Raw genomic sequence first — 19,915 nt, 5'->3', positions numbered from 1 at the left:
GGCCTACGCTTGATCATTGCAGGTTAGTTTGAGATTGGGTTTAGCAGGACTTTCAGCAAATGCAGCCCCCTGTGGGAGCGGGCTTGCTCGCGAAAGCGGTGTGTCAGTCAACGGAGATGTTGAATGGGCCGGCCCCTTCGCGAGCAAGCCCGCTCCCACAGGGGTATGTGTTCACAATTGAATATCAGGAAGGAGAGCTTTTTCATGACTCAGCTGCGCCGCGTCGCGATTATCGGTGGTAACCGTATTCCCTTTGCCCGGTCCAACGGGCCGTACGCCACTGCCAGTAACCAGGCGATGTTCACCGCAGCGCTGGAAGGCCTGATCGAGCGCTATAACCTGCACGGTGTGCGCATGGGCGAAGTGGCGGCTGGTGCGCTGCTCAAGTATTTGCGCGATTACGGCCTGACCCGCGAATGCGTGCTGGGCTCGCGGTTGTCGCCGATGACGCCGGCCTACGACATCCAGCAAGCCTGCGGCACGGGGCTGGAGGCGACGTTGCTGGTGGCGAATAAAATCGCCCTGGGTCAGATCGAATGTGGCATTGCCGGCGGCGTCGACACCGCCTCGGACGTGCCGATCGGGGTCAACGAAAGCCTGCGCAAGCTCCTCTTGCAAGCCAACCGCGCCCGAAGCACCGCCGACAAACTGAAAACCTTTCTGCAACTGCGCCCCCGCCATTTGATGCCCGACTTTCCAAGCATCGGCGAGCCGCGCACCGGCCGGTCGATGGGCGAACACTGTGAAATGATGGCCCAAACCTGGAGCATCCCGCGTGACGAGCAGGATCAGCTGACCCAGCAAAGCCATCAGAAACTGGCCGCATCCTACGCCGAAGGCTGGCACAACGATTTGATGACGCCGTTCCTCGGCCTGACCCGGGACAACAACCTGCGCCCGGACCTGACCCTGGAAAAACTCGCCTCACTGAAACCGGCCTTCGAGAAAAGCGCCAAGGGCACCTTGACCGCAGGCAACTCCACGCCACTCACCGATGGCGCGTCGGTGGTGCTGCTGGGCAGTGAGGAATGGGCGAAAGAGCGCGGCTTGCCGATCCTCGCCTATTGGCGTGACGGCGAGGCGGCAGCGGTGGATTTCGTCAACGGGGCCGAAGGCCTGTTGATGGCGCCGGCATATGCCGTGCCGCGGTTACTGGCGCGCAATGGCCTGACCTTGCAGGACTTCGATTACTACGAAATCCATGAAGCGTTTGCCGCGCAAGTGCTGTGCACATTGAAAGCCTGGGAAGATCCGGAGTTCTGCAAAACCCGCCTCGGGCTCGACGCACCGTTGGGCGTCATCGATCGCAGCCGGCTCAACGTCAAGGGCAGCTCACTGGCCGCCGGGCATCCGTTTGCCGCCACCGGTGCGCGCATCGTCGCCAACCTGGCGAAGCTGCTAGCCGCGGCGGGCAAGGGCCGAGGATTGATCTCGATCTGCGCCGCCGGCGGTCAGGGCGTGACGGCGATTATCGAGCGCTGATTGCTGATTTCTGATTACTGGGGGTTGAGCAGTGCCGCGCGGGAGGTGGGGTTTTTCCTGCCACTGCCCCGGAGCTTCCGCGGTGCGCCAGCGCATGCGGCTGCTGTCGTCGCTGAGTTTGCTGGAGGATGAGAACAGCGTGACCCATGCTGCGCTGTCTTGCGGGTATGACTCGACGTCGGCATTTATAGCGGCGCTCAAGGGGTTGTTCGGGTTTACCCCCGGGGAGTTGTTCAAGCAGTAATTGTGGCGAGGGAGCTTGCTCCCGCTGGAGCGCGAAGCGGTCCCAATTCAGCCAACGCGGTGCTTTAGATATTCCGCGTGTGCCGGTTTGCGACTGCTTCGCAGCCGAGCGGGAGCAAGCTCCCTCGCCACAGGTATCGATTTCGACCAGTTAGATCAGCGACTTCAGGTCCTGAACCGCCGAACCAACCCATCCAGTTCATTCGACAATCCCGCCAGGCTCTGAGAATCGAGCCGCGCCGAGTTCGCCAGTTCTGCCACCAACTGCGCATCGCCATGAATCTGGCTGATGTGGCGATTGATGTCTTCTGCCACTTGGTGCTGCTCCTCAGCCGCGGTAGCGATTTGGGTGTTCATGTCGCGAATCACATCCACCGATTCACGAATTTGCCCAAAGCTGCTGCGCGCTTCGCCGATGCGGGTCACCGATTGCTGGGAGACTTCCAGGCTCGCATGCATCTGCTGCGTCACCTGGCTGGTGCGCTTGGCCAGGTTGCCCAGCAGCCCGTCGATTTCCGCCGTGGAATCGGCCGTCCGTTTGGCCAGGGCGCGAACCTCATCCGCCACTACCGCAAAACCACGACCCTGTTCACCGGCCCGGGCCGCTTCGATGGCGGCGTTCAGCGCCAGCAGGTTGGTCTGTTCAGCAATGGAGCGAATGGTCCCCAGGATCGACTGAATGTCATTGCTATCGCGCTCAAGCTGTTGCATCGATTGCGCCGACTGTTCGATTTCCTGGCTCAAGCGATCGACACTGCTCACTGCGGCATCGATCTGCTGCTGACCTTCGCGCGCCTGACGCTGGCCGCTGTCGGCCGACTCGGCGGCCTGGCTGCAAGAGCGTGCGACTTCGTTGGCGGTGGCGACCATTTGGTGGAACGCCGTGGACACCATGTCCACCGCTTCACGCTGGCGCCCGGCGGCTTCAGCCATATTGCTGGAGACCTGCGTCGAGCTCTGAGAGGTGGCGAGGATCTTGGTCGCGGCGCCGCCAATGCTTTGAATCAGATTGCGAATCGCCGCCAGAAACTGGTTGAACCAGCTGGCCAGTTGCGCCGTTTCATCGCTGCCACGGATGTGCAGGTTCTTGGTCAGGTCGCCTTCACCTTGGGCGATGCCTTCCAGACCGCTGGCCACGCTGCGGATCGGCCGCACGATCAGGCTGGCGAAACTGGCGCCGACGATGGCGAAGAACACTGCCAGTAACGCCGCGATGATCGCGATCAGCCAGGTCAGTTGAGTGGCCGAGCTCATTACGTCGGTCTGCTTGATCAGGCCGATAAAGGTCCAGCCCAGTTGTTCTGACGGCCAGACGTTGGCCATGTAGCGCTCGCCATTGAGCTCGACTTCTACCAGCCCTTTACCCGCCTTGGCCAGTTGCGCATAGCCGTCGCCGAGACTGGTCAGGGCTTTGAAGTTGTGTTCCGGTTGCTTCGGATCGACCAGCACTTTGCCGGTGTTTTCCACCAGCATCAGGTAGCCGCTTTCGCCGAGTTTGATCTGTTTGACGATTTCGGTGAGCTGCTTGAGCGTCACGTCGATGCTGACCACGCCGCCATTGCTGCCCAGTTTGTTATCGATGGTGCGCACGGTGCTGACGTAAGTCGCATCATCCTGAGCCCAGTAATAGGCCTCGGTACGCAATGGCTTGCCGGGTTTGGCTTGCGCGGCTTTATACCAAGGGCGCTGGCGCGGGTCGTAATTGTTCAGCTTCGCATCGTCCGGCCAGGACACGTAACCGCCCGCCGCCGTACCGAGGATGGCATAGGCGTAGGCCGGGTGGCTATTGCCCAGGTCCTGGAGGAGAGCGAAGATCTTTTTGTCCGACTCGCCTTGGGGAATGCTCTCGGCAGTGGCGCTCATGTAAGTCTTGAGGCTGTCGTCGGAGTGCTTGATCAGCGGTTGGGTGGCCAGGTAATCGACGTTCTGGCTGATGCCGTCAAAAAACAACTGCATGGCATTGCTGACCTGACGAATCTCGCGGCCGCTGCCGTCGACAAAATTATCCTTGGCATCGCTGCGCAAATTCAGCACGACGAGGGTGGCGACCAGTACCACGGGCAAGCAGGCGATGATTGCAAACGCCCAGGTCAACTTCTGTTTGATGTTCATCCGCGCTCCAGTTTTTTTCTTGTAGGCCCACGCAGTGCAGATGACTCGCGGATTATTGGCAGCCGAAAACGTTAGATACCCCGATCCCTGAGTGCGCCCTCGTTATCATTGTCGGGGGCTATTGTCGGACAATTCCTTTTCTCTCTAATGACTTCGGCTGAAGAACGTGGAAATTGAGGCCTGTCGATAAAAATCCGGCGAAGGGTAGGGGCTACGTGTCAGATTCTGTCGCAAATGCCCCTGTAGCCCTTCGTCAACAAGTGGCGCACGCTCAGCTATGATCCCGGGCGGTCAATGAGTGGTGCGCGATTAATCCGGCACATTGTGTGCTTCTCGAGGTTCATGGGAACGTTCATAGGTCGGCAACCCCTCCCGCGAATGAGTGGATTGCCGTATAACGAATGACTTTCGCGTGTTTGGTAATAAAGGACCCACAATAAAAGCTGATGAAGACTCCAAAACGCATTGAACCCCTGATCGAGGACGGTCTGGTCGACGAGGTGCTGCGCCCACTCATGAGTGGTAAAGAAGCAGCTGTTTATGTGGTGCGCTGCGGCAACGAGCTGCGTTGTGCCAAGGTCTACAAGGAGGCGAATAAACGCAGTTTTCGTCAGGCGGCCGAGTATCAGGAAGGCCGTAAGGTGCGCAACAGCCGGCAGGCTCGAGCGATGGCCAAGGGCTCCAAGTTCGGCAAGAAAGAAACCGAAGACGCCTGGCAGAATGCCGAGGTAGCGGCGTTGTTCCGCTTGGCCGGTGCCGGTGTGCGCGTCCCCAAACCGTACGACTTCCTCGAAGGCGTGCTGCTGATGGAACTGGTGGCCGACGAGTACGGCGATGCCGCGCCGCGTCTGAACGATGTGGTGCTGGAGCCGGACCAGGCGCGTGAATATCACGCGTTTCTGATTTCCCAGATCGTGCTGATGTTGTGTACCGGTCTGGTGCACGGTGACCTGTCCGAGTTCAACGTGCTGCTGACGCCAACCGGCCCGGTCATCATCGACCTGCCGCAAGCAGTGGATGCGGCGGGCAACAACCACGCGTTCAACATGCTGGAACGTGACGTGGGCAACATGGCGTCGTACTTCGGTCGCTTTGCACCGGAGTTGAAACGCACCAAGTACGCCAAGGAAATGTGGGCGTTATACGAAGCCGGCACCTTGCACCCGGCCAGTGTGTTGACCGGCGAGTTCGACGAGCCGGAAGAGCTGGCGGACGTCGGCGGGATCATGCGCGAAATCGAGGCGGCCCGTCTCGATGAAGAGCGTAAGCAAGCGATCCGCGCTGCGGACGACGCGCCATCGAGCAAAACCGAAGAACCGCCTCCGCCATGGATGCAGTGATCGGTTGACCCCAAACCCGGCTTCGGCCGGGTTTTTTGCAGATGCTTTTTTGGGGACCGCGTCGTCTGCATCGCGGGCAAGCCCGCTCCCACAGGTTTTGTGTCGCCCCCGGATTCTATGATCGACATCTGACCTGTGGGAGCGTGGCTTGCCCGCGATGGGCATGGGCATCTACACATCTTCCCGATTCGGTGTACATATCCGTTGCCGCTGTCATGGCCACTTAGGGTTCCGCCCTTACGGCGGGTTACTTGGAAAAGCCCCAAGTAACCAAGGCTTTTGCCCCTGTCGTTCGGTGCCTCGCCCAGGCTCGGCATGCCCTCGCTCCGGTCCTGCTCCGTGGGCCCGCCGCGATCGGCCATCCATGGCCGTGCGCGGCTAACCCGGCATCCATGCCGGGTTGCCCACTACGCAGAACCTCCACTCGGCCTCACGAGGTGGCGGTGCATCAACATCAACAGCTGCAGGCGAGCTAACGCTCGGCCTGACTGTAGGAGCTGTCGAGCGAAGCGAGGCTGCGATCTTTTGATGTTGGCGTCTGCCTCTGCTGTTGCTTTTTGGCCTTGGCTTTGGATCTGCCGCCCCATTCCCAGAGGCCGAACGCAGGTATTGCGCAGGGGGCCCCCGGAGCAATGCCGGAGTGAGGGCATGCCGAGCCTAAGCGAGGCACCGAATGGCGGGGCAAAAAGCGCTTTGGTTACTTTCCGCCGGGCCGCGCAGGCTTTTCGAAAGTGACTCGCTGTAAAAGCGAAACCGCCAGCGGCCGTGACCGCAGAAACGGATATGTACGCCAAAAACAGCAAGCCCCGGCAGTGACTCTCACCGGACAACCTGCGCCTGCCGATTTTCAGCGTTCTGACGCTGCTGCAAATGACCGGGTTCGGCATCGGCATGTTGATCGCCGCGCCGTTCTATTCGTGGTGGACGCCCGGCGCAGTGGTGTTGTTGTTCCACGGCATTCCCCTCACCACGTTGCTGGTGGCGAAGGGGTTGGCGCTCAGGAATGGGCGGGTTCGGCGCAGCAGCCCGACGCCAGCTCCTTGAGGATCGGGCAGTCCGGGCGGTGGTCGCCGTGGCAATGTTCTACCAGGTCTTGCAGGGTGTCGCGCAGTTGGCCGAGTTCGCGAATCTTCTGGTTCAGCTCGTCGATGTGCTGGCGGGCCAGCGCCTTCACATCGGCACTGGCGCGCTGACGGTCCTGCCAGAGGGTCAGCAGTTTGCCGACCTCTTCCAGTGAGAAACCCAAATCCCGAGAGCGCTTGATGAATGCCAGGGTGTGCAGATCGTCGTCGCCATAGACCCGATAGCCACTGTCGGTGCGATGGGCCGCCTTGAGCAGGCCGATGGATTCGTAATAGCGAATCATCTTTGCGCTCAGACCGCTCTGGCGGGCCGCTTGGCCAATGTTCATCGGTTGTCCTCCAGGTCTTTGGGTTTCCAGGTTTTCAACAGTAACGCATTGCTCACTACGCTGACGCTCGACAACGCCATGGCCGCGCCGGCCAGCACCGGGTTGAGGAAGCCGAATGCCGCCAGTGGCAGGCCAATCAGGTTGTAGACGAAGGCCCAGAACAGGTTTTGGCGAATCTTCGCGTAGGTCTTACGGCTGATCTCCAGCGCCGCCGGCACCAGCCGTGGATCGCCGCGCATCAGGGTGATTCCTGCCGCGTGCATGGCGACGTCGGTGCCGCCGCCCATGGCGATGCCGATGTCTGCCGCGGCAAGGGCCGGTGCGTCGTTGATGCCGTCGCCGACCATCGCTACCACACCGGTTTTTTTCAGGGCCGCGACGGTGGCGGCTTTGTCCGCCGGCAATACTTCGGCGTGGACATCGCTGATGCCCAGTGCCTCGGCGACCACTTTGGCACTGCCACGGTTATCGCCGGTCAGCAGGTGGCTGCTGATGTTCCGTGCGCTTAAGCGTTGCACCGCTTGCAAGGCACCGGGTTTGAGCGTGTCACCGAAGGCGAACAGGCCGAGCACTAGCGGTTCAGGGCGTTGTGCGATCAGCCAGGACAGGGTCCGGCCTTCGGCTTCCCAGGCGGTTGCGGAGTCGGCCAATGGCCCAGCGCTCAGGCCACTTTCTTCCAGCAGACGCCGATTGCCCAACGCCAATCGCCGACCATCGAGACTACCGGCGATGCCGCGCCCGGTCAGCGATTGACTGTCGCTGACATCAGCCACAGTCAGGCCGCGCTCGGCGCAGGCATCCAGCACCGCCTTGGCCAGCGGGTGTTCACTGCCGCGTTGTAGCGCACCAGCCATTTGCAGCAAGGCAGCTTCGTCACCTTCGAGGGCGCTCAGATGTGCAATGCGCGGCGTGCCCGACGTCAGCGTGCCGGTCTTGTCGAACACCACCGCGCTGACTTCATGGGCACGCTCCAACGCTTCGGCGTCCTTGATCAGAATCCCGTAGCGCGCCGCCACACCGGTGCCGGCCATGATTGCCGTCGGTGTGGCCAGCCCCAGTGCGCAAGGGCAGGCGATCACCAGTACCGCAACCGCGTTGATCAATGCGGTTTCCAGTGGCGCGCCGTACAGCCACCAACCGAGCAGGGTCGCCAGGGCGATCAGCAGAACCACAGGCACGAACACCTGGCTGACTTTATCCACCAATTTCTGGATCGGCGCTTTTGCCGCCTGCGCGTCTTCGACCAGGCGGATGATCCGCGCCAGCACGGTTTCTGCGCCGAGCGCCAAAGTCCGAACCAGCAACCGACCTTCGCCATTGATCGCGCCGCCGGTGACTTTGTCCCCCGGCTGCTTTGGCACCGGCAGGCTCTCGCCGCTGATCAGTGCTTCATCGGCGTGGCTCTGGCCTTGCACAACGATGCCATCCACCGGGAAGCGTTCGCCGGGCTTGACCATGACCAGATCGTTGAGGCGCAAAGCGCTGATCGCAACGTCTTGCTCGCGGCCATCGATCACCTGAATGGCTCGCTCTGGACGCAAGGCTTCAAGGGCGCGGATGGCGCTGGCGGTCTGGCGCTTGGCGCGGCTTTCCAGGTATTTGCCCAACAGCACCAGCGCGATCACCACCGCCGAGGCTTCGAAATACAGGTGCGGCATGCGAGCGGCAGCGGTGGCCCACTCGTAAACGCTTAGGCCATAGCCGGCGCTGGTGCCCAAGGCGACCAGCAAATCCATGTTGCCGGCACCGACGCGCACGGCTTTCCACGCAGCGACATAGAAACGCGCGCCGAAGATGAACTGCACCGGGGTGGCCAACGCAAACTGCACCCACGCCGGGAGCATCCAGTGCACACCGAAAGGTTGCAGCACCATCGGCAGCACCAGCGGCAAAGCGAGGGCGATGGCCGCCAGCAAGGCCCAGCGTTCGCGATGCAGGCGTTGCTGTTGGACGTCGGCTTGCGGGTGTTCGACTTCCCAGACGCTGGCGGAGTAACCGGCCTTGGTCACGGCGTCGATCAGGGTTTGCGGATCGACCAGGCCGAGCAGTTCGAGGTGCGCACGTTCGTTGGCCAGGTTAACGCTGACACTCTTCACGCCCGGCACCTTGGCCAGCGCCCGTTCGACGCGGCCGATACAGGACGCGCAGGTCATGCCGTCGATGCTCAATTCCAGGGTTTGCTGCGGCACGCTGTAACCGGCCTGCTGCACCGCGTCCACCAAGGCCGGCAGGCTGTCACGGGGCGCTTGAACCCGGGCCTGTTCGGTGGCCAGGTTGACGCTGACGGCCGTGGCGCCGATGACTTTGCTCAAGGCACGCTCAACACGTCCCGCGCAACTGGCGCAGGTCATGCCGGCAATCGGCAGATCGAAGGTGGTGGATTCGGACATCGGTCACGCTCCCTGTAGAAATTGCCTACAGGATCAACCTTGCCATGCGGGCAAGGTCAAGCGCCATGTCTCAGATCAAAAGATCGCAGCCTGCGGCAGCTCCTACATTGACCGCGTGTTAGCCCGATCCCGTAGGAGCTCCCGCAGGCTGCGATCTTTTTACGGACGACTCAATATTCGAGGGCCGCAGGCTTGAGGTACATCCCTTCCTGCGTCATCGCAATCCGGAACTTCAACACATCCCCGGCCTTGAGCGTGATGTTCTGCGAACCCGGCGCGAGCATGCCCGGGTTGCAACCCGGCGCCTGGCCTGGCAGCAGTTTGAGGCGCAGGGACACATTGCCCGGCGCCAGGTTGAACGAGGTGCTCTGTTCCTGGAACAGTCGCGCCGATAGCTGATCGTGGATGTACACGCCGATCTCGCAGGAAGTCGACACTTCCAGGCGCTCGCGGGAAATGATCAGCACGCCGTAGTCCTCCCCGGCGGCTTGGACCGAAGGTGTCGCGGCAAATAGGCTGAGGAAGCCAAACAGGCTGAAAGCTGACCAGCGCATGGCTGAATCTCCTGATGTCGAGTCATAGATGGACGCAGCTTGGCCGAGCACGACGCCGATTGCCAGCCCGGCAGCTTGCTTGAGAACTTGACCTTGCCATGGTGACAAGCTCGAGACTGACCTCAACCCTCATTAAAGGGCTTCATTCAAGGAGTTGTCCCATGCAAGTGTTTAATGTTGAAGGCATGTCCTGCGGTCATTGCGTCAAGGCCATCACCCAGGCGCTGCAAGCCAAGGATCCCGCGGCCAGCGTGCGCGTTGATCTGGCGGCAAAAGAAGTCGGCGTGGAAAGTGCGCTGACGGCCGATCAGGTGATCGCCGCGATCAGCGAAGAGGGTTACGGGGTAAAACAAATCTAACTTTTTAATAGTTAGCGACCTAACGGAATGTTCAAGGCGTCCACGCAAGGCTAGACTGTCGGCCTGCCGATCCATGGCCAACCTGCATGCCTAACCTGGACGCCTGATGAACTTCCGCGCAATCCTGATTCTCGGCGCCTTGAGCGCTTTCGGTCCGCTGGCGATCGATTTCTATCTGCCGGCCTTCCCGGCGATGGCGCTCGCTTTCGGTACCGACGAAAAACACGTTCAACTGACCCTGGCGGCCTATTTTTTCGGCCTGTCCATCGGCCAACTGGCGTATGGCCCGGTGGCTGATCGCTTTGGGCGACGGATTCCCTTACTGACAGGTGTCGGCTTGTTCACCGTCGCTTCATTGGCCTGTGCTTATGCGCCGACGCTGGAGTGGCTGATCGGTGCACGTTTCGTCCAGGCGCTGGGCGGTTGCGCGGGCATGGTGATTTCGCGGGCGGTGGTCAGCGATAAATGCGATGCGGTGGGTTCGGCGAAGGTCTTTTCGCAGTTGATGCTGGTGATGGGCCTGGCGCCGATTCTTGCGCCGATGCTGGGCGGGTTGCTGGTCAATACGACGGGCTGGCAATCGATCTTTCTGGTGCTGACCGGTTTCAGTGCGCTGGCAGGCTTGGCAGTGGCCCTGGGGCTGCCGGAAAGTCTGCCGGCCCATGTGCCGCGCCAACCGTTGTCGGGCGCGCTGCGTCAGTACGCTCGGTTATTGGCGGACCCGATTTTCCTCGGCCATGCTCTGACCGGTGGCATCGCCATCGCCGGGATGTTTGCCTACATCGCCGGTTCACCGTTCGTCTTCATCAAACTCTATGGCGTGCCGGCCGAGCATTTCGGCTGGCTGTTCGGCATCAACGCGGCGGGTTTCATTCTGGTGGCCCAGGTCAATGCTCGGATGCTGGCCAAGCGCGGCCCGGCCTTTTTGCTGGCGCGTACCGTCTGGCTTTATCTGGCGGGCGGTCTGGCCCTGTTGGCGGTCAGCGCGTTGCACACCGCGCAGTTGTGGCCGTTGCTGATTCCGCTTTTCCTCTGCATCGCTAGCCTGGGTTGCATCGTGCCCAACGCCTCGGCCTGCGCCATGAACGGTCAGGGGGCGCGGGCGGGCAGTGCCTCGGCGATGCTCGGTTGCCTGCAGTTCAGCGTTGCCGCCGGGGCCGCAGCATTAGTGGGGGTTTTACATGATGGCAGCGCCATGCCGATGGCCATGGTCATCAGCCTGTGCGGGATTCTGGTAGTGAGCGCGGCGATGCTCACTCGACATTTGCAAAATGCCCGGGCGCTGACGCAAGCCCAGGTTTGATGACGGACTCAGCCAGCCGCGCGATGCTGACGGTCGGGAATCTGATGGGGCGCGTGCAAGCGCGCTTCAAGGGTTTTAGTGAAGGCCAGCGCTTCGGCTTCACTGCGGAACGTCACAGCGTGTTGATCCAGGCGGACCTGCCAGCGGGATTTTGCCACTTCTTGTATCAGGATCTTCATTGCTGAGCTCCTCTGGTAAAAGACGTCTGGTAAAAGACGTCTTAAAAGACATCACACAAACGATTATTCGCAGCGGTTTCGATTGTAGACCCGAATACGATCGCAATTGTGACAACGGTCAATTCTCTGACTGACGGCAAAAAATCATCGGCTCCTACCAGACCGAAACATCCGGGATGTACGCCGATCCACGTAGGAGCTGCCGAAGGCTGCGATCTTTTGATTTTGCTTTTAAAACACAAGATCAAAAGATCGCAGCCTTCGGCAGCTCCTACAAAGGCGCGATCAGAACCCTTCAAGCACAATTTTGCCTTTGGACTTGCCGCTCTCCAGCAGAGCATGGGCGCGTCGCAGGTTGGCCGCGTTGATGGTCCCGAAGTGCTCGCCGACCGTGGTTTTCAGCGTGCCCGCATCGATCAGCCCAGCGATGCGGTTGAGCAGGTTGTGTTGCTCGATCATGTCTGCGGTTTGGAACAGCGAGCGGGTATACATGAACTCCCAGTGCAACGACAGGCTCTTGCGCTTGAGCTTGGTCACGTCCAGCGACTTCGGATCATCGATCAGCGCCAGCTTGCCTTGCGGCGCCAACGCCTCCACCAATTGATCCAGATGTTGATCGGTCTGGGTCAGGCTGGCGACATGAGTCACCTGCTCGAACCCGGCACGTTTGAGTTCTTCGCTCAGCGGCTGGCTGTGATCGATCACATGGTCGGCGCCCAGGTCACGTACCCAGCTCTGGGTTTGTGGCCGGGAAGCGGTGCCGATGACCTTCAGCGCGGTGAGCCGGCTGGCCAATTGCGTGAGGATCGAACCCACGCCGCCAGCGGCACCGACGATCAGCAGGCTCTGGCCCTCATCGGTTTTGCCTTCGCGCATTTGCAGGCGTTCGAACAGCAATTCCCACGCAGTAATGGCGGTCAGCGGCAGGGCGGCCGCTTCGGCGAAATCGAGGGTTTTCGGCATATGGCCGACGATTCGCTCATCCACCACATGCAACTCGCTATTGCCGCCGGCACGGGCGATGGAGCCGGCGTAGAACACCTTGTCGCCAGCCTTGAACAAGGTCACTTCGCTGCCGACTGCCTTGACCACACCGGCCACGTCCCAGCCCAGCACCTTTGCCGCGCCACCTTCCGGCTGGACGTTCTGGCGAACCTTGGTATCCACCGGGTTGACCGAGATGGCTTTGACCTCCACCAACAGGTCGCGCGGGCCGGCGACCGGTTCTGGCAGTTCGATGTCTTGCAGGGATTTTTCGTCGCTGATGGGCAGGGAGTCGTAGTAGGCGATGGCTTTCATGTGGGTTCCTGAGCGGGAATAATTTCGATGGGGCAGATGATTGGTTATTTCCCGGCAAGATAAAACCCGCTAAAAGAGCAGTCTCTTTCAATATTTTTTTGATAATCGAGGCTGATGATGTTGCGTTTCGATGACTTGCAGTTGTTCGTTCGGGCTGCAGATCTGGGCAGTCTGTCGGCGGCGGCGCGGGTAATGGACATGTCGGCGGCGGTGGCCAGTGCGGCGTTGAAGCGCATCGAACAGCAACTCGGTGCCCGCTTGCTCGCCCGTTCCACCCGCAGTCTGCGCCTGACCGCGGAAGGCGAGGGCTTTCTGGAATATGCCCGGGCAGCCTTGAGTAATCTCGATGAAGGCCGCCGCTTGCTGGCCAGCGGGCAGGATCAGGTCAGTGGAATTTTGCAGCTGTCGGCGCCTTCGGATTTCGGTCGCAACCTGCTATTGCCATGGCTCGACGAGTTTCAGCGCGAGCATCCGAAGCTCACGGTCCGGTTGTTGCTGGGCGACCGCATCGCCGACCTGTTCCGCCAACCGGTGGACATTGCCCTGCGGTATGGCGAGCCGGAAGACTCAAGCCTGGTGGCGTTGCCCATCGCCCCGCAGAATCGTCGCGTGCTCTGCGCGGCGCCGAGTTACCTGGCCCTGCATGGCGAACCTCGGTATCTGGAGCAATTGGCTCAGCACAATTGCCTGTTATTCATGCTCGGTAGTCGGGTTCACGATCACTGGAGTTTCCACGATGGCAAACGCGAAATGAGCCTGACGGTCAGTGGCGATCGCTTCAGCGACGACGCCGATGTTGTGCGTCTGTGGGCCATCGCGGGGGCGGGGATTGCGTATAAGTCCTGGCTCGATGTCGCCGCCGATGTGTTGGCCGGTCGGCTGAAAGTGCTGATGCCGGAGCTGCTCTGTGAGCGCGCACCGCTGAATTTGCTGTGCGCCCATCGCGCACAATTGAGTAAGCCGGTGAACCTTTTGCGGGAAATGCTTGCCAGCCGATGCGCTCGCATAAGCAGTCAATTTCCGACGAAATCGGATGTCGATCATTAGTCGCAGGCAAATAGCGAAATTTCTCTCAGGAACTATCACCATCCATGGATCCCCGAGGGCAGGAAGCGGCGGTTAACCCGCTTATACTAGCGCCCGCCTCATGTACGCACCGTCGACCTCGCAATGGCGAGCTCAGGTTCGATTCGGTCATACCCGATGGTCATCACCAGACCTTCGTTGCACCCACGAAGCAATGGCTTGGGTGAGTGGGTGGCTTTGCCCGGTCCATGGCGGTTTTCGCGTCTTGGCCGACGACACATTACTGGTCAAGATGTCTCTGAGCAGTAGACGAAACGATTCAACAGGGAGTGAATACATGGAATATGCACCTTGCATCAGCCAGATCGCCACATTGCTGGCTGACCCCAAGCGCAGCGCGATGATGTGGGCCTTGATGGACGGCTCGGCGCGGCAAACCGAAGAGTTGGCGTTGCTGGCCGGCCTGTCGCCGTCTTCAGCCAGTGCGCATTTAGGGCGTTTGTCCGCCGGAGGTCTGTTGAAAGTTGAAACCCGTGGCCGCAAACGGTTTTTCCGGCTTGCCGCGCCCGAAGTCGGCGCCGCGATAGAGGCCCTGGCCAGCGCGACACTGGCCAGTACGCCTGGGAACATTCCAGAGGTTTTCAAACGCACGAGCCCTATCGTCAAACCTCAGGCGGCGCCTTCGTCATTGCTGCGAGCCAGGCTCTGCGACAACCATCTGGGCGGCACCCTGGCCGCCGACCTTTACCAGCGTCTGCTGGATGCGGGCTGGATCGAGCAATTCGATCAGCGGGTCATGATCACTCACAAGGGCTCCACACAATTGGCCACGCGCGGTGTGTTCATCCAGGCGTTGGCTCATCGCAACAGCAGAGTCGCCTGCGCTTGCCCGGACTGGAGCGAAAGACGCCCGCATATGGGCGGTTCATTGGGCGCGGCGTTGTTGCAGCTGTTCATGCAATCGGGCTGGTTGAGCCTGCCCAACGATTCGCGAGCGTTGCAAATCACCCCGGCGGGGCAGCGGGAAATCCATCGCTTCGCCAAGGAAAGCGAGCTGGAAGTGTCGCTTTAGAGTCATTGAGGTGCGACGTCCGGATTTGTTTCAGGCGTCGTTCAGAGCTGTGGACAGGTCGCATTCAGCAATAATCCCCAGCCGCTATCGCGCACACTCGATCCGGGGACTTTCAGGATTGGGGGAATGTGGCATGGACACACGAAGCTTCAGCGCGGCAGAACGATTGGAGCGGCTGCCCATCAGCGGTTATCACCGCCTCATTTTCATCATCATTGCCCTGGCGTTTTTCTTCGACTCCATGGACCTGGCGATGATGACTTTTCTGCTCGGCTCGATCAAAGCCGAGTTTGGCCTGAGCACGGCGCAGGCCGGGTTGCTGGCCAGTTCGAGTTTTTTCGGCATGGTCCTGGGCGCATCGCTGTCGGGCATGCTGGCCGACCGCTTCGGGCGCAAACCAGTGTTCCAGTGGAGCATTGTGCTATGGGGCATCGCCAGCTACCTGTGCTCCACGGCGCAGAACGTTGAAACGCTGACGCTGTTCCGAATCCTGCTGGGGATCGGCATGGGCATGGAGTTCCCGATTGCGCAGTCGATGCTGTCGGAGCTGATTCCGGCAAAGCGACGTGGGCGTTACATTGCCTTGATGGATGGTTTTTGGCCGCTCGGCTTCGTGGCGGCCGGGGTGCTGTCGTACTTCCTGTTGCCGGTGATTGGCTGGCGCGACATCTTTCTGGTGTTGGCGGTGCCGGCGGTGTTCGTCCTGGCGATTCGTTTTTTCATTCCCGAGTCACCGCGCTGGCTGGAGCAGGCCGGACATCATGACGCGGCGGACAAGGTCTTGCTCGGCATCGAAGATCGGGTCCGGGCTTCATTGGGCCGTGCGGATTTGCCTGAACCGATTCGTCTGCCCCGGGTGGCGAGTCAACCGGGCACGTTCTTCTCTGCGCTAGGGGAAATCTGGTCGCCGCTGTATCGCCAGCGCACGATGATGATCTGGAGCGTGTGGTTCTTCGCCTTGCTGGGTTTCTACGGCCTGACGTCCTGGCTCAGTGCGCTGTTGCAACAATCGGGTTTCGCCGTGACTCAGTCGGTGTATTACACGGTGCTGATTTCCCTTGGCGGAAAATTCCCGGTTTCCTCATGGCCGCCTGGCTGGTGGAGCGTTGGGGGCGTAAACCGGTATGCGTCGTGACATTGCTCGGCGGCGGCGTCATGGCGTTTCTTTATGGTCAGAGTGCAGTGTTCGGCGGCAACGTCAGTCTGTTGATTACCTCGGGGCTGCTGATGCAGTTTTTCCTGTTCGGCATGTGGGCGGTGCTCTACACCTACACCCCTGAGTTGTACCCGACGTCTGCACGCGCCACGGGCTCGGGGTTCGCATCAGCCATCGGCCGCGTTGGGTCGTTGCTCGGGCCGTTGGTGACCGGGCTGGTGTTCCCGATGACCGGGCAGGGCGGGGTGTTTGCGCTGGGGGCAATGTGTTTTGCGATTGCGGCGGGGGTGGTGTGGATATTCGGGATGGAGACCCGGGGCAAGACGTTGGAAGAGTTGAGTGAGCCGGTGATCGTCAGGTAATCACCGGTAACTTTTTACGAGCAAAAAAGATCGCAGCCTTCGGCAGCTCCTACAGGGTTATGTGTACACCTGTAGGAGCTGCCGAAGGCTGCGATCTTTTGACTTTAAGGTTTGACCAATCTGGCATCCAGGCTGTTCTGCGCCAGGCGCTTGGCCTGATCCTGGGTCATGCCCAGATCGGTGTACAGCGCGTGGAAGTTCTCGGTGACATACCCGCCGAAATACGCCGGGTCATCGGAGTTCACCGTGACTTTCACACCGCGCTCGAGCATGTCGAGGATGTTGTGCTGGGACATGTGATCGAACACGCAGAGTTTGGTGTTCGACAACGGGCACACGGTCAGCGGGATCTGCTCATCGATGATCCGCTGCATCAAGCGTTCATCTTCGATGGCGCGCACACCATGGTCGATCCGCTGGATTTTCAGCAGGTCGAGGGCTTCCCAGATGTACTCGGGCGGGCCCTCTTCACCGGCATGCGCCACGGTCAGAAAGCCTTCGCTGCGTGCACGATCGAATACCCGCTGGAACTTGCTCGGTGGGTGGCCCATCTCCGAACTGTCCAGGCCCACGGCGACAAACGCATCGCGGAACGGCAGCGCCTGGTCGAGGGTTTTCTGCGCTTCGTCTTCGCTCAAGTGACGCAGGAAACTGAGGATCAAACCGCTGGTGATGCCCAGTTGCTGCTCGCCATCCTTCAGTGCGGCGGCGATGCCGTTGAGCACGACTTCGAACGGGATGCCACGGTCGGTATGGGTTTGCGGGTCGAAGAACGGTTCGGTGTGAATCACGTTCTGCGCCTTGCAGCGCAACAGGTAGGCCCAGGTCAGGTCGTAGAAATCCTGAGAGGTGCGCAACACGTCAGCGCCCTGGTAATACAGGTCGAGAAATTCTTGCAGGTTATTGAAGGCGTAAGCCTTGCGCAGCGTTTCAACGTCGCTCCACGGCAGGGTGATCTTGTTGCGTTCGGCCAGGGCGAACAGCAGCTCAGGCTCCAGCGAACCTTCCAGGTGCAAGTGCAATTCTGCCTTGGGCAGAGCGTTCAGCCAGTCGTACATTTTTGAAATCTCATCAGGTGCAATGAGGGCATTCTACAGATGCCCGCAGAAACAATGAGCAAAACCTGACCAGCCGGTTCATTACACGGCTTTCTGTTGCCGTCGATAAGCGTAGGTATCGGCGAAACGCGACAACAGGAATTCGGCGCAGGTGGTGGCCGGATACTTTGCCGGATGGCGTTCATCCTGGCAGCCGGACAGGCATTCGATAGGCGTGTCGGGGTGCGGTTCGGCAAAGAACGGCATCGAGTAACGATCCACTCCCAACGGGCTGATCACTCGATGCGGCGTCGACAGGTAACGGTCGTTGCTCCAGCGCGCCATCATGTCGCCGAGGTTGACCACGAACGTGCCTTCGATCGGCGGCGCATCGATCCATTCGCCCCGCACATTGCGAACTTGCAGACCGCCAGCGGCATCCTGATAGAGCAGGGTGATGCAGCCATAATCGGTGTGAGCGCCGGCACCTTGCTGATCTTCGGTGCTGGCAGTATGGCGCGGCGGGTAATGAATCATCCGCAGCACGCTGACCGGTTCTTTGAAGCGGGTATCGAAGAAATCGCGCTCGATGCCCAGCGCCAGGGTCATGGCCCGCAACAGGGTTTGGGCGAGCGCCTGCATGTCGACGTAGTGCTGCTCCATCAGCGACTCCCAGCCGGGCAACGACGGATGACGGTTAGGCCCGCGCAAAGGTTTTTCTGCAATCACCTCGGGATGATCCGCCGGCAGGTGCAGGCCCATGTCGAAGGTTTCTTTCAGATCGCTGGGTTTGCTCGGGTCGAGTTGCTCGGTGGCAATAGCGCCATAGCCCCGGTGGTGGCGGGTCTGGGTGATGTCGATCTTGAGTTTTTCGGCAGTGGGCTGGGAGAAGAAGCGTTGGGCATGCTCGAGCACGGCATCGATACGCGACGGGGCAATCGGGTGGCCCTTGATATAGAAAAAGCCCCATTCGCGGCAGGCATGGTCGATTTGTGTGGCGACCGATTGCCAGGCGTTTTGATCAGCGTTGTAGAGCGGGGCGATGTCGATGATCGGGAGTTGGTTCATGTTGCTGTCCTACACTGGCTGAAGAGTACCGAAGATCCATTGTGGGAGCGGGCTTGCTCGCGAAGGCAGTGTGTCAGTCGACATCAATATCGCATGACACACCGCCTTCGCGAGCAAGCCCGCTCCCACAGGGTTTTGTGTTCGCGCCGGAATTACTTCGGCATCTCGGCCTTCATGCCTTCGACGTAGTAGTTCATCGACGCCAGTTGCGCATTGGTTGCCGTCGCGCCCGCCGGGATTTTCTCCACGCCGGCCTGGTCCTTGATTGGCCCGGTAAATGGCTGCAAGGTCCCGCTCTTGATGTCGGCAATGATCTGCTCGGCTTCGGTTTTCACGGCAGCCGGCACCAGGTCGCTGATCGGCAGCTCAACCGTGCCTTCCTTCAGGCCGCCCCAGTAATCCTGGGATTTCCACGTGTGGCCGAGCACGCTCTGAGTCGCCTGAATGTAGTGCGGGCCCCAGTCGTTGACGATAGACGTCAGCACCGCTTTCGGCCCGAAATGCGCCATATCCGATGCATAACCGACGGCATAGACACCACGCCGTTCGGCCGCCTGGATCGGTGCCGGGCTGTCGGTGTGCTGGAACACCACGTCCACGCCCTGATCGATCAGCGCATTGGCGGCGTCGGCTTCCTTGCCCGGATCGAACCAGGAATTGACCCACACCACTTTGATCTCGGTGCCCGGGTTGTACTTGTTCAGGGCCAGTTGAATGGCATTGATGTCGCGGATCACTTCCGGAATCGGGAACGAGGCGACGTAGCCGACTTTTTTGGTCTTGGTCATCTTCGCCGCGAGGAATCCGCCGACGTAGCGGCCTTCATAAGTGCGTGCGAGGTAAGTGCCGAGATTCTTGTCCTGCTTGTAGCCGGTGGCATGTTCGAAGGTCACTTTGGGAAATTGCCTGGCGACTTTCAGGGTCGGGTTCATGTAGCCAAAGGATGTGGTGAAAATCAGGTCGTACTTGTCCTTGGCCATGTTGCGGATCACCCGTTCGGCATCGGCGCCTTCGGCGACGTTCTCCACGTAGTGGGTGGTGATTTGGTCGCCGAATTTTTCTGCCAGCATCTTGCGTCCCTGTTCATGCTGATACGTCCAGCCGTGGTCACCGATCGGGCCGATATAGACGAAGCCGACTTTCAGCGGATCGGCGGCACTGGCGCTCAGGCTGGCGCTCAGACCGATGGCTGCGGCGACAGCGCAGATCAGCTGCTTCAACGGACGTATACGCATGAACGGGAACTCCATTTTGTTGTGAGATGGAGGAGGGCAATGCAAATTGCTGACCAACAGGACAACAAATGGATCGAAATCGCGTAACGGCCATCGCGGGCAAGCCCGCACAAGACCTGCGCAAATCCCGTAGGAGCGAGGCTTGCCCGCGAAGAGTCCCTGACGACCACCACAGAACCATCCCGGTGCACCGTCTCGAATCCACGCCATCCACTGGTGCGGACGCGCACAAAACTGTGGGAGCGGCGGTGCGACGATTCGACTTGCTCGCGAAGACGGTGTGTCAG

At 60.4% G+C, this 19,915-nt stretch carries 16 protein-coding genes and 4 pseudogenes; 10 read left to right on the top strand and 10 right to left on the bottom strand.

What is annotated here, in order from left to right; translation table 11 throughout:
• Window positions 1-204: 204 nt before the first annotated feature.
• The gene (locus ABH909_RS00190; RefSeq protein WP_429429564.1) at window positions 205-1,482 is read left to right on the top strand and encodes an acetyl-CoA C-acetyltransferase; all 1,278 of its coding nucleotides are present in this window, start codon (window positions 205-207) and stop codon (window positions 1,480-1,482) included.
• Between the two features lie 85 nt (window positions 1,483-1,567).
• Window positions 1,568-1,726: pseudogene (locus ABH909_RS00185) on the top strand (helix-turn-helix domain-containing protein); the annotation flags it as partial.
• 164 nt (window positions 1,727-1,890) lie between these two features.
• Here ABH909_RS00185 and ABH909_RS00180 read toward each other — a convergent pair.
• A complete protein-coding gene (locus ABH909_RS00180) occupies window positions 1,891-2,619 on the bottom strand; it encodes a methyl-accepting chemotaxis protein (RefSeq protein WP_429439693.1) in 729 nt (242 codons plus the stop codon).
• A gap of 129 nt (window positions 2,620-2,748) precedes the next feature.
• Window positions 2,749-3,837: pseudogene (locus tag ABH909_RS00175) on the bottom strand (HAMP domain-containing protein); the annotation flags it as partial.
• A gap of 446 nt (window positions 3,838-4,283) precedes the next feature.
• Here ABH909_RS00175 and ABH909_RS00170 point away from each other — a divergent pair.
• Both ABH909_RS00170 and ABH909_RS00165 read left to right on the top strand, forming a co-directional pair.
• Window positions 4,284-5,177 (top strand): PA4780 family RIO1-like protein kinase, encoded by an 894-nt coding sequence (locus ABH909_RS00170; protein WP_429429562.1) that lies wholly within the window; start codon window positions 4,284-4,286, stop codon window positions 5,175-5,177.
• An 822-nt stretch (window positions 5,178-5,999) separates the two neighbouring features.
• A pseudogene (locus tag ABH909_RS00165) lies at window positions 6,000-6,221 on the top strand (MFS transporter); the annotation flags it as partial.
• Here ABH909_RS00165 and cueR read toward each other — a convergent pair.
• The 3 genes from cueR to ABH909_RS00150 form a co-directional block, all read right to left on the bottom strand.
• The gene (cueR, locus tag ABH909_RS00160; protein WP_007907120.1) at window positions 6,175-6,588 is read right to left on the bottom strand and encodes a Cu(I)-responsive transcriptional regulator; all 414 of its coding nucleotides are present in this window, start codon (window positions 6,586-6,588) and stop codon (window positions 6,175-6,177) included. The pseudogene ABH909_RS00165 and the gene cueR sit on opposite strands and share 47 nt — an antisense overlap.
• Window positions 6,585-8,978 carry a heavy metal translocating P-type ATPase gene (locus ABH909_RS00155; protein WP_429429559.1) on the bottom strand — a complete coding sequence of 798 codons (2,394 nt, stop codon included), beginning with the start codon at window positions 8,976-8,978 and terminating at the stop codon, window positions 6,585-6,587. The genes cueR and ABH909_RS00155 overlap by 4 nt, the downstream gene beginning before the upstream one ends.
• A 170-nt stretch (window positions 8,979-9,148) precedes the next feature.
• Window positions 9,149-9,532, bottom strand: coding sequence for a hypothetical protein (locus tag ABH909_RS00150; RefSeq protein WP_429429557.1), 384 nt, complete (start codon window positions 9,530-9,532; stop codon window positions 9,149-9,151).
• A 161-nt stretch (window positions 9,533-9,693) separates the two neighbouring features.
• Here ABH909_RS00150 and ABH909_RS00145 point away from each other — a divergent pair, with 161 nt between their 5' ends.
• Window positions 9,694-9,891, top strand: a complete 198-nt coding sequence (locus tag ABH909_RS00145; protein ID WP_429429555.1) for a heavy-metal-associated domain-containing protein — start codon at window positions 9,694-9,696, stop codon at window positions 9,889-9,891.
• 106 nt (window positions 9,892-9,997) lie between these two features.
• Complete coding sequence (locus ABH909_RS00140; protein ID WP_429429553.1) at window positions 9,998-11,194, top strand: multidrug effflux MFS transporter; 1,197 nt, start codon at window positions 9,998-10,000, stop codon at window positions 11,192-11,194.
• A gap of 8 nt (window positions 11,195-11,202) precedes the next feature.
• Here ABH909_RS00140 and ABH909_RS00135 read toward each other — a convergent pair whose 3' ends face one another.
• Together ABH909_RS00135 and ABH909_RS00130 are read right to left on the bottom strand one after the other, a co-directional pair.
• Complete coding sequence (locus ABH909_RS00135; RefSeq protein ID WP_168185126.1) at window positions 11,203-11,373, bottom strand: hypothetical protein; 171 nt, start codon at window positions 11,371-11,373, stop codon at window positions 11,203-11,205.
• A 285-nt stretch (window positions 11,374-11,658) separates the two neighbouring features.
• Window positions 11,659-12,672: a zinc-binding alcohol dehydrogenase family protein gene (locus ABH909_RS00130; protein ID WP_429429551.1), complete on the bottom strand. Its 1,014-nt coding sequence runs from the start codon at window positions 12,670-12,672 to the stop codon at window positions 11,659-11,661.
• A gap of 117 nt (window positions 12,673-12,789) precedes the next feature.
• Between ABH909_RS00130 and ABH909_RS00125 the strand changes: the two genes are divergently transcribed.
• The 4 genes and pseudogenes from ABH909_RS00125 to ABH909_RS00110 all read left to right on the top strand — a co-directional run bounded on the left by ABH909_RS00125 (window position 12,790) and on the right by ABH909_RS00110 (window position 16,288).
• Window positions 12,790-13,719, top strand: a complete 930-nt coding sequence (locus ABH909_RS00125) for a LysR family transcriptional regulator (RefSeq protein ID WP_429439690.1) — start codon at window positions 12,790-12,792, stop codon at window positions 13,717-13,719.
• 316 nt (window positions 13,720-14,035) lie between these two features.
• Window positions 14,036-14,770: an ArsR/SmtB family transcription factor gene (locus tag ABH909_RS00120; protein ID WP_429429549.1), complete on the top strand. Its 735-nt coding sequence runs from the start codon at window positions 14,036-14,038 to the stop codon at window positions 14,768-14,770.
• 133 nt (window positions 14,771-14,903) lie between these two features.
• Window positions 14,904-15,776 (top strand): annotated as a pseudogene (locus ABH909_RS00115) (MFS transporter); the annotation flags it as partial.
• Window positions 15,716-16,288, top strand: coding sequence for an MFS transporter (locus ABH909_RS00110; RefSeq protein ID WP_429429547.1), 573 nt, complete (start codon window positions 15,716-15,718; stop codon window positions 16,286-16,288). The pseudogene ABH909_RS00115 and the gene ABH909_RS00110, both read left to right, overlap by 61 nt.
• A 104-nt stretch (window positions 16,289-16,392) precedes the next feature.
• Here ABH909_RS00110 and ABH909_RS00105 read toward each other — a convergent pair whose 3' ends face one another.
• The 3 genes from ABH909_RS00105 to ABH909_RS00095 all read right to left on the bottom strand — a co-directional run bounded on the left by ABH909_RS00105 (window position 16,393) and on the right by ABH909_RS00095 (window position 19,628).
• Complete coding sequence (locus ABH909_RS00105; protein ID WP_429429545.1) at window positions 16,393-17,346, bottom strand: adenosine deaminase; 954 nt, start codon at window positions 17,344-17,346, stop codon at window positions 16,393-16,395.
• 81 nt (window positions 17,347-17,427) lie between these two features.
• Window positions 17,428-18,393 (bottom strand): 2-oxoglutarate and iron-dependent oxygenase domain-containing protein, encoded by a 966-nt coding sequence (locus ABH909_RS00100; protein ID WP_429429543.1) that lies wholly within the window; start codon window positions 18,391-18,393, stop codon window positions 17,428-17,430.
• 152 nt (window positions 18,394-18,545) lie between these two features.
• A complete protein-coding gene (locus ABH909_RS00095; RefSeq protein WP_429429541.1) occupies window positions 18,546-19,628 on the bottom strand; it encodes a BMP family ABC transporter substrate-binding protein in 1,083 nt (360 codons plus the stop codon).
• Window positions 19,629-19,915 lie beyond the last annotated feature (287 nt).

The organism is Pseudomonas sp. BS3782 TE3695, from assembly GCF_050435305.1.
Taxonomy (GTDB): domain Bacteria; phylum Pseudomonadota; class Gammaproteobacteria; order Pseudomonadales; family Pseudomonadaceae; genus Aquipseudomonas.
This window is presented reverse-complemented; position numbering and strand designations above follow the sequence as displayed.

What these genes read in the sequence shown, in the direction of transcription:
- ABH909_RS00145 (WP_429429555.1), top strand. Translation starts at nt 9,694, where the DNA reads ATGCAAGTGTTTAATGTTGAAGGCATGTCCTGCGGTCATTGCGTCAAG.
- ABH909_RS00140 (WP_429429553.1), top strand. Translation starts at nt 9,998, where the DNA reads ATGAACTTCCGCGCAATCCTGATTCTCGGCGCCTTGAGCGCTTTCGGT.
- ABH909_RS00180 (WP_429439693.1), bottom strand. Translation starts at nt 2,619, where the DNA reads ATGGTGTCCACGGCGTTCCACCAAATGGTCGCCACCGCCAACGAAGTC.
- ABH909_RS00170 (WP_429429562.1), top strand. Translation starts at nt 4,284, where the DNA reads ATGAAGACTCCAAAACGCATTGAACCCCTGATCGAGGACGGTCTGGTC.
- ABH909_RS00095 (WP_429429541.1), bottom strand. Translation starts at nt 19,628, where the DNA reads ATGCGTATACGTCCGTTGAAGCAGCTGATCTGCGCTGTCGCCGCAGCC.
- ABH909_RS00120 (WP_429429549.1), top strand. Translation starts at nt 14,036, where the DNA reads ATGGAATATGCACCTTGCATCAGCCAGATCGCCACATTGCTGGCTGAC.
- ABH909_RS00150 (WP_429429557.1), bottom strand. Translation starts at nt 9,532, where the DNA reads ATGCGCTGGTCAGCTTTCAGCCTGTTTGGCTTCCTCAGCCTATTTGCC.
- ABH909_RS00135 (WP_168185126.1), bottom strand. Translation starts at nt 11,373, where the DNA reads ATGAAGATCCTGATACAAGAAGTGGCAAAATCCCGCTGGCAGGTCCGC.
- ABH909_RS00100 (WP_429429543.1), bottom strand. Translation starts at nt 18,393, where the DNA reads ATGAACCAACTCCCGATCATCGACATCGCCCCGCTCTACAACGCTGAT.
- ABH909_RS00130 (WP_429429551.1), bottom strand. Translation starts at nt 12,672, where the DNA reads ATGAAAGCCATCGCCTACTACGACTCCCTGCCCATCAGCGACGAAAAA.
- ABH909_RS00105 (WP_429429545.1), bottom strand. Translation starts at nt 17,346, where the DNA reads ATGTACGACTGGCTGAACGCTCTGCCCAAGGCAGAATTGCACTTGCAC.
- ABH909_RS00190 (WP_429429564.1), top strand. Translation starts at nt 205, where the DNA reads ATGACTCAGCTGCGCCGCGTCGCGATTATCGGTGGTAACCGTATTCCC.
- ABH909_RS00125 (WP_429439690.1), top strand. Translation starts at nt 12,790, where the DNA reads ATGTTGCGTTTCGATGACTTGCAGTTGTTCGTTCGGGCTGCAGATCTG.
- ABH909_RS00155 (WP_429429559.1), bottom strand. Translation starts at nt 8,978, where the DNA reads ATGTCCGAATCCACCACCTTCGATCTGCCGATTGCCGGCATGACCTGC.
- cueR (WP_007907120.1), bottom strand. Translation starts at nt 6,588, where the DNA reads ATGAACATTGGCCAAGCGGCCCGCCAGAGCGGTCTGAGCGCAAAGATG.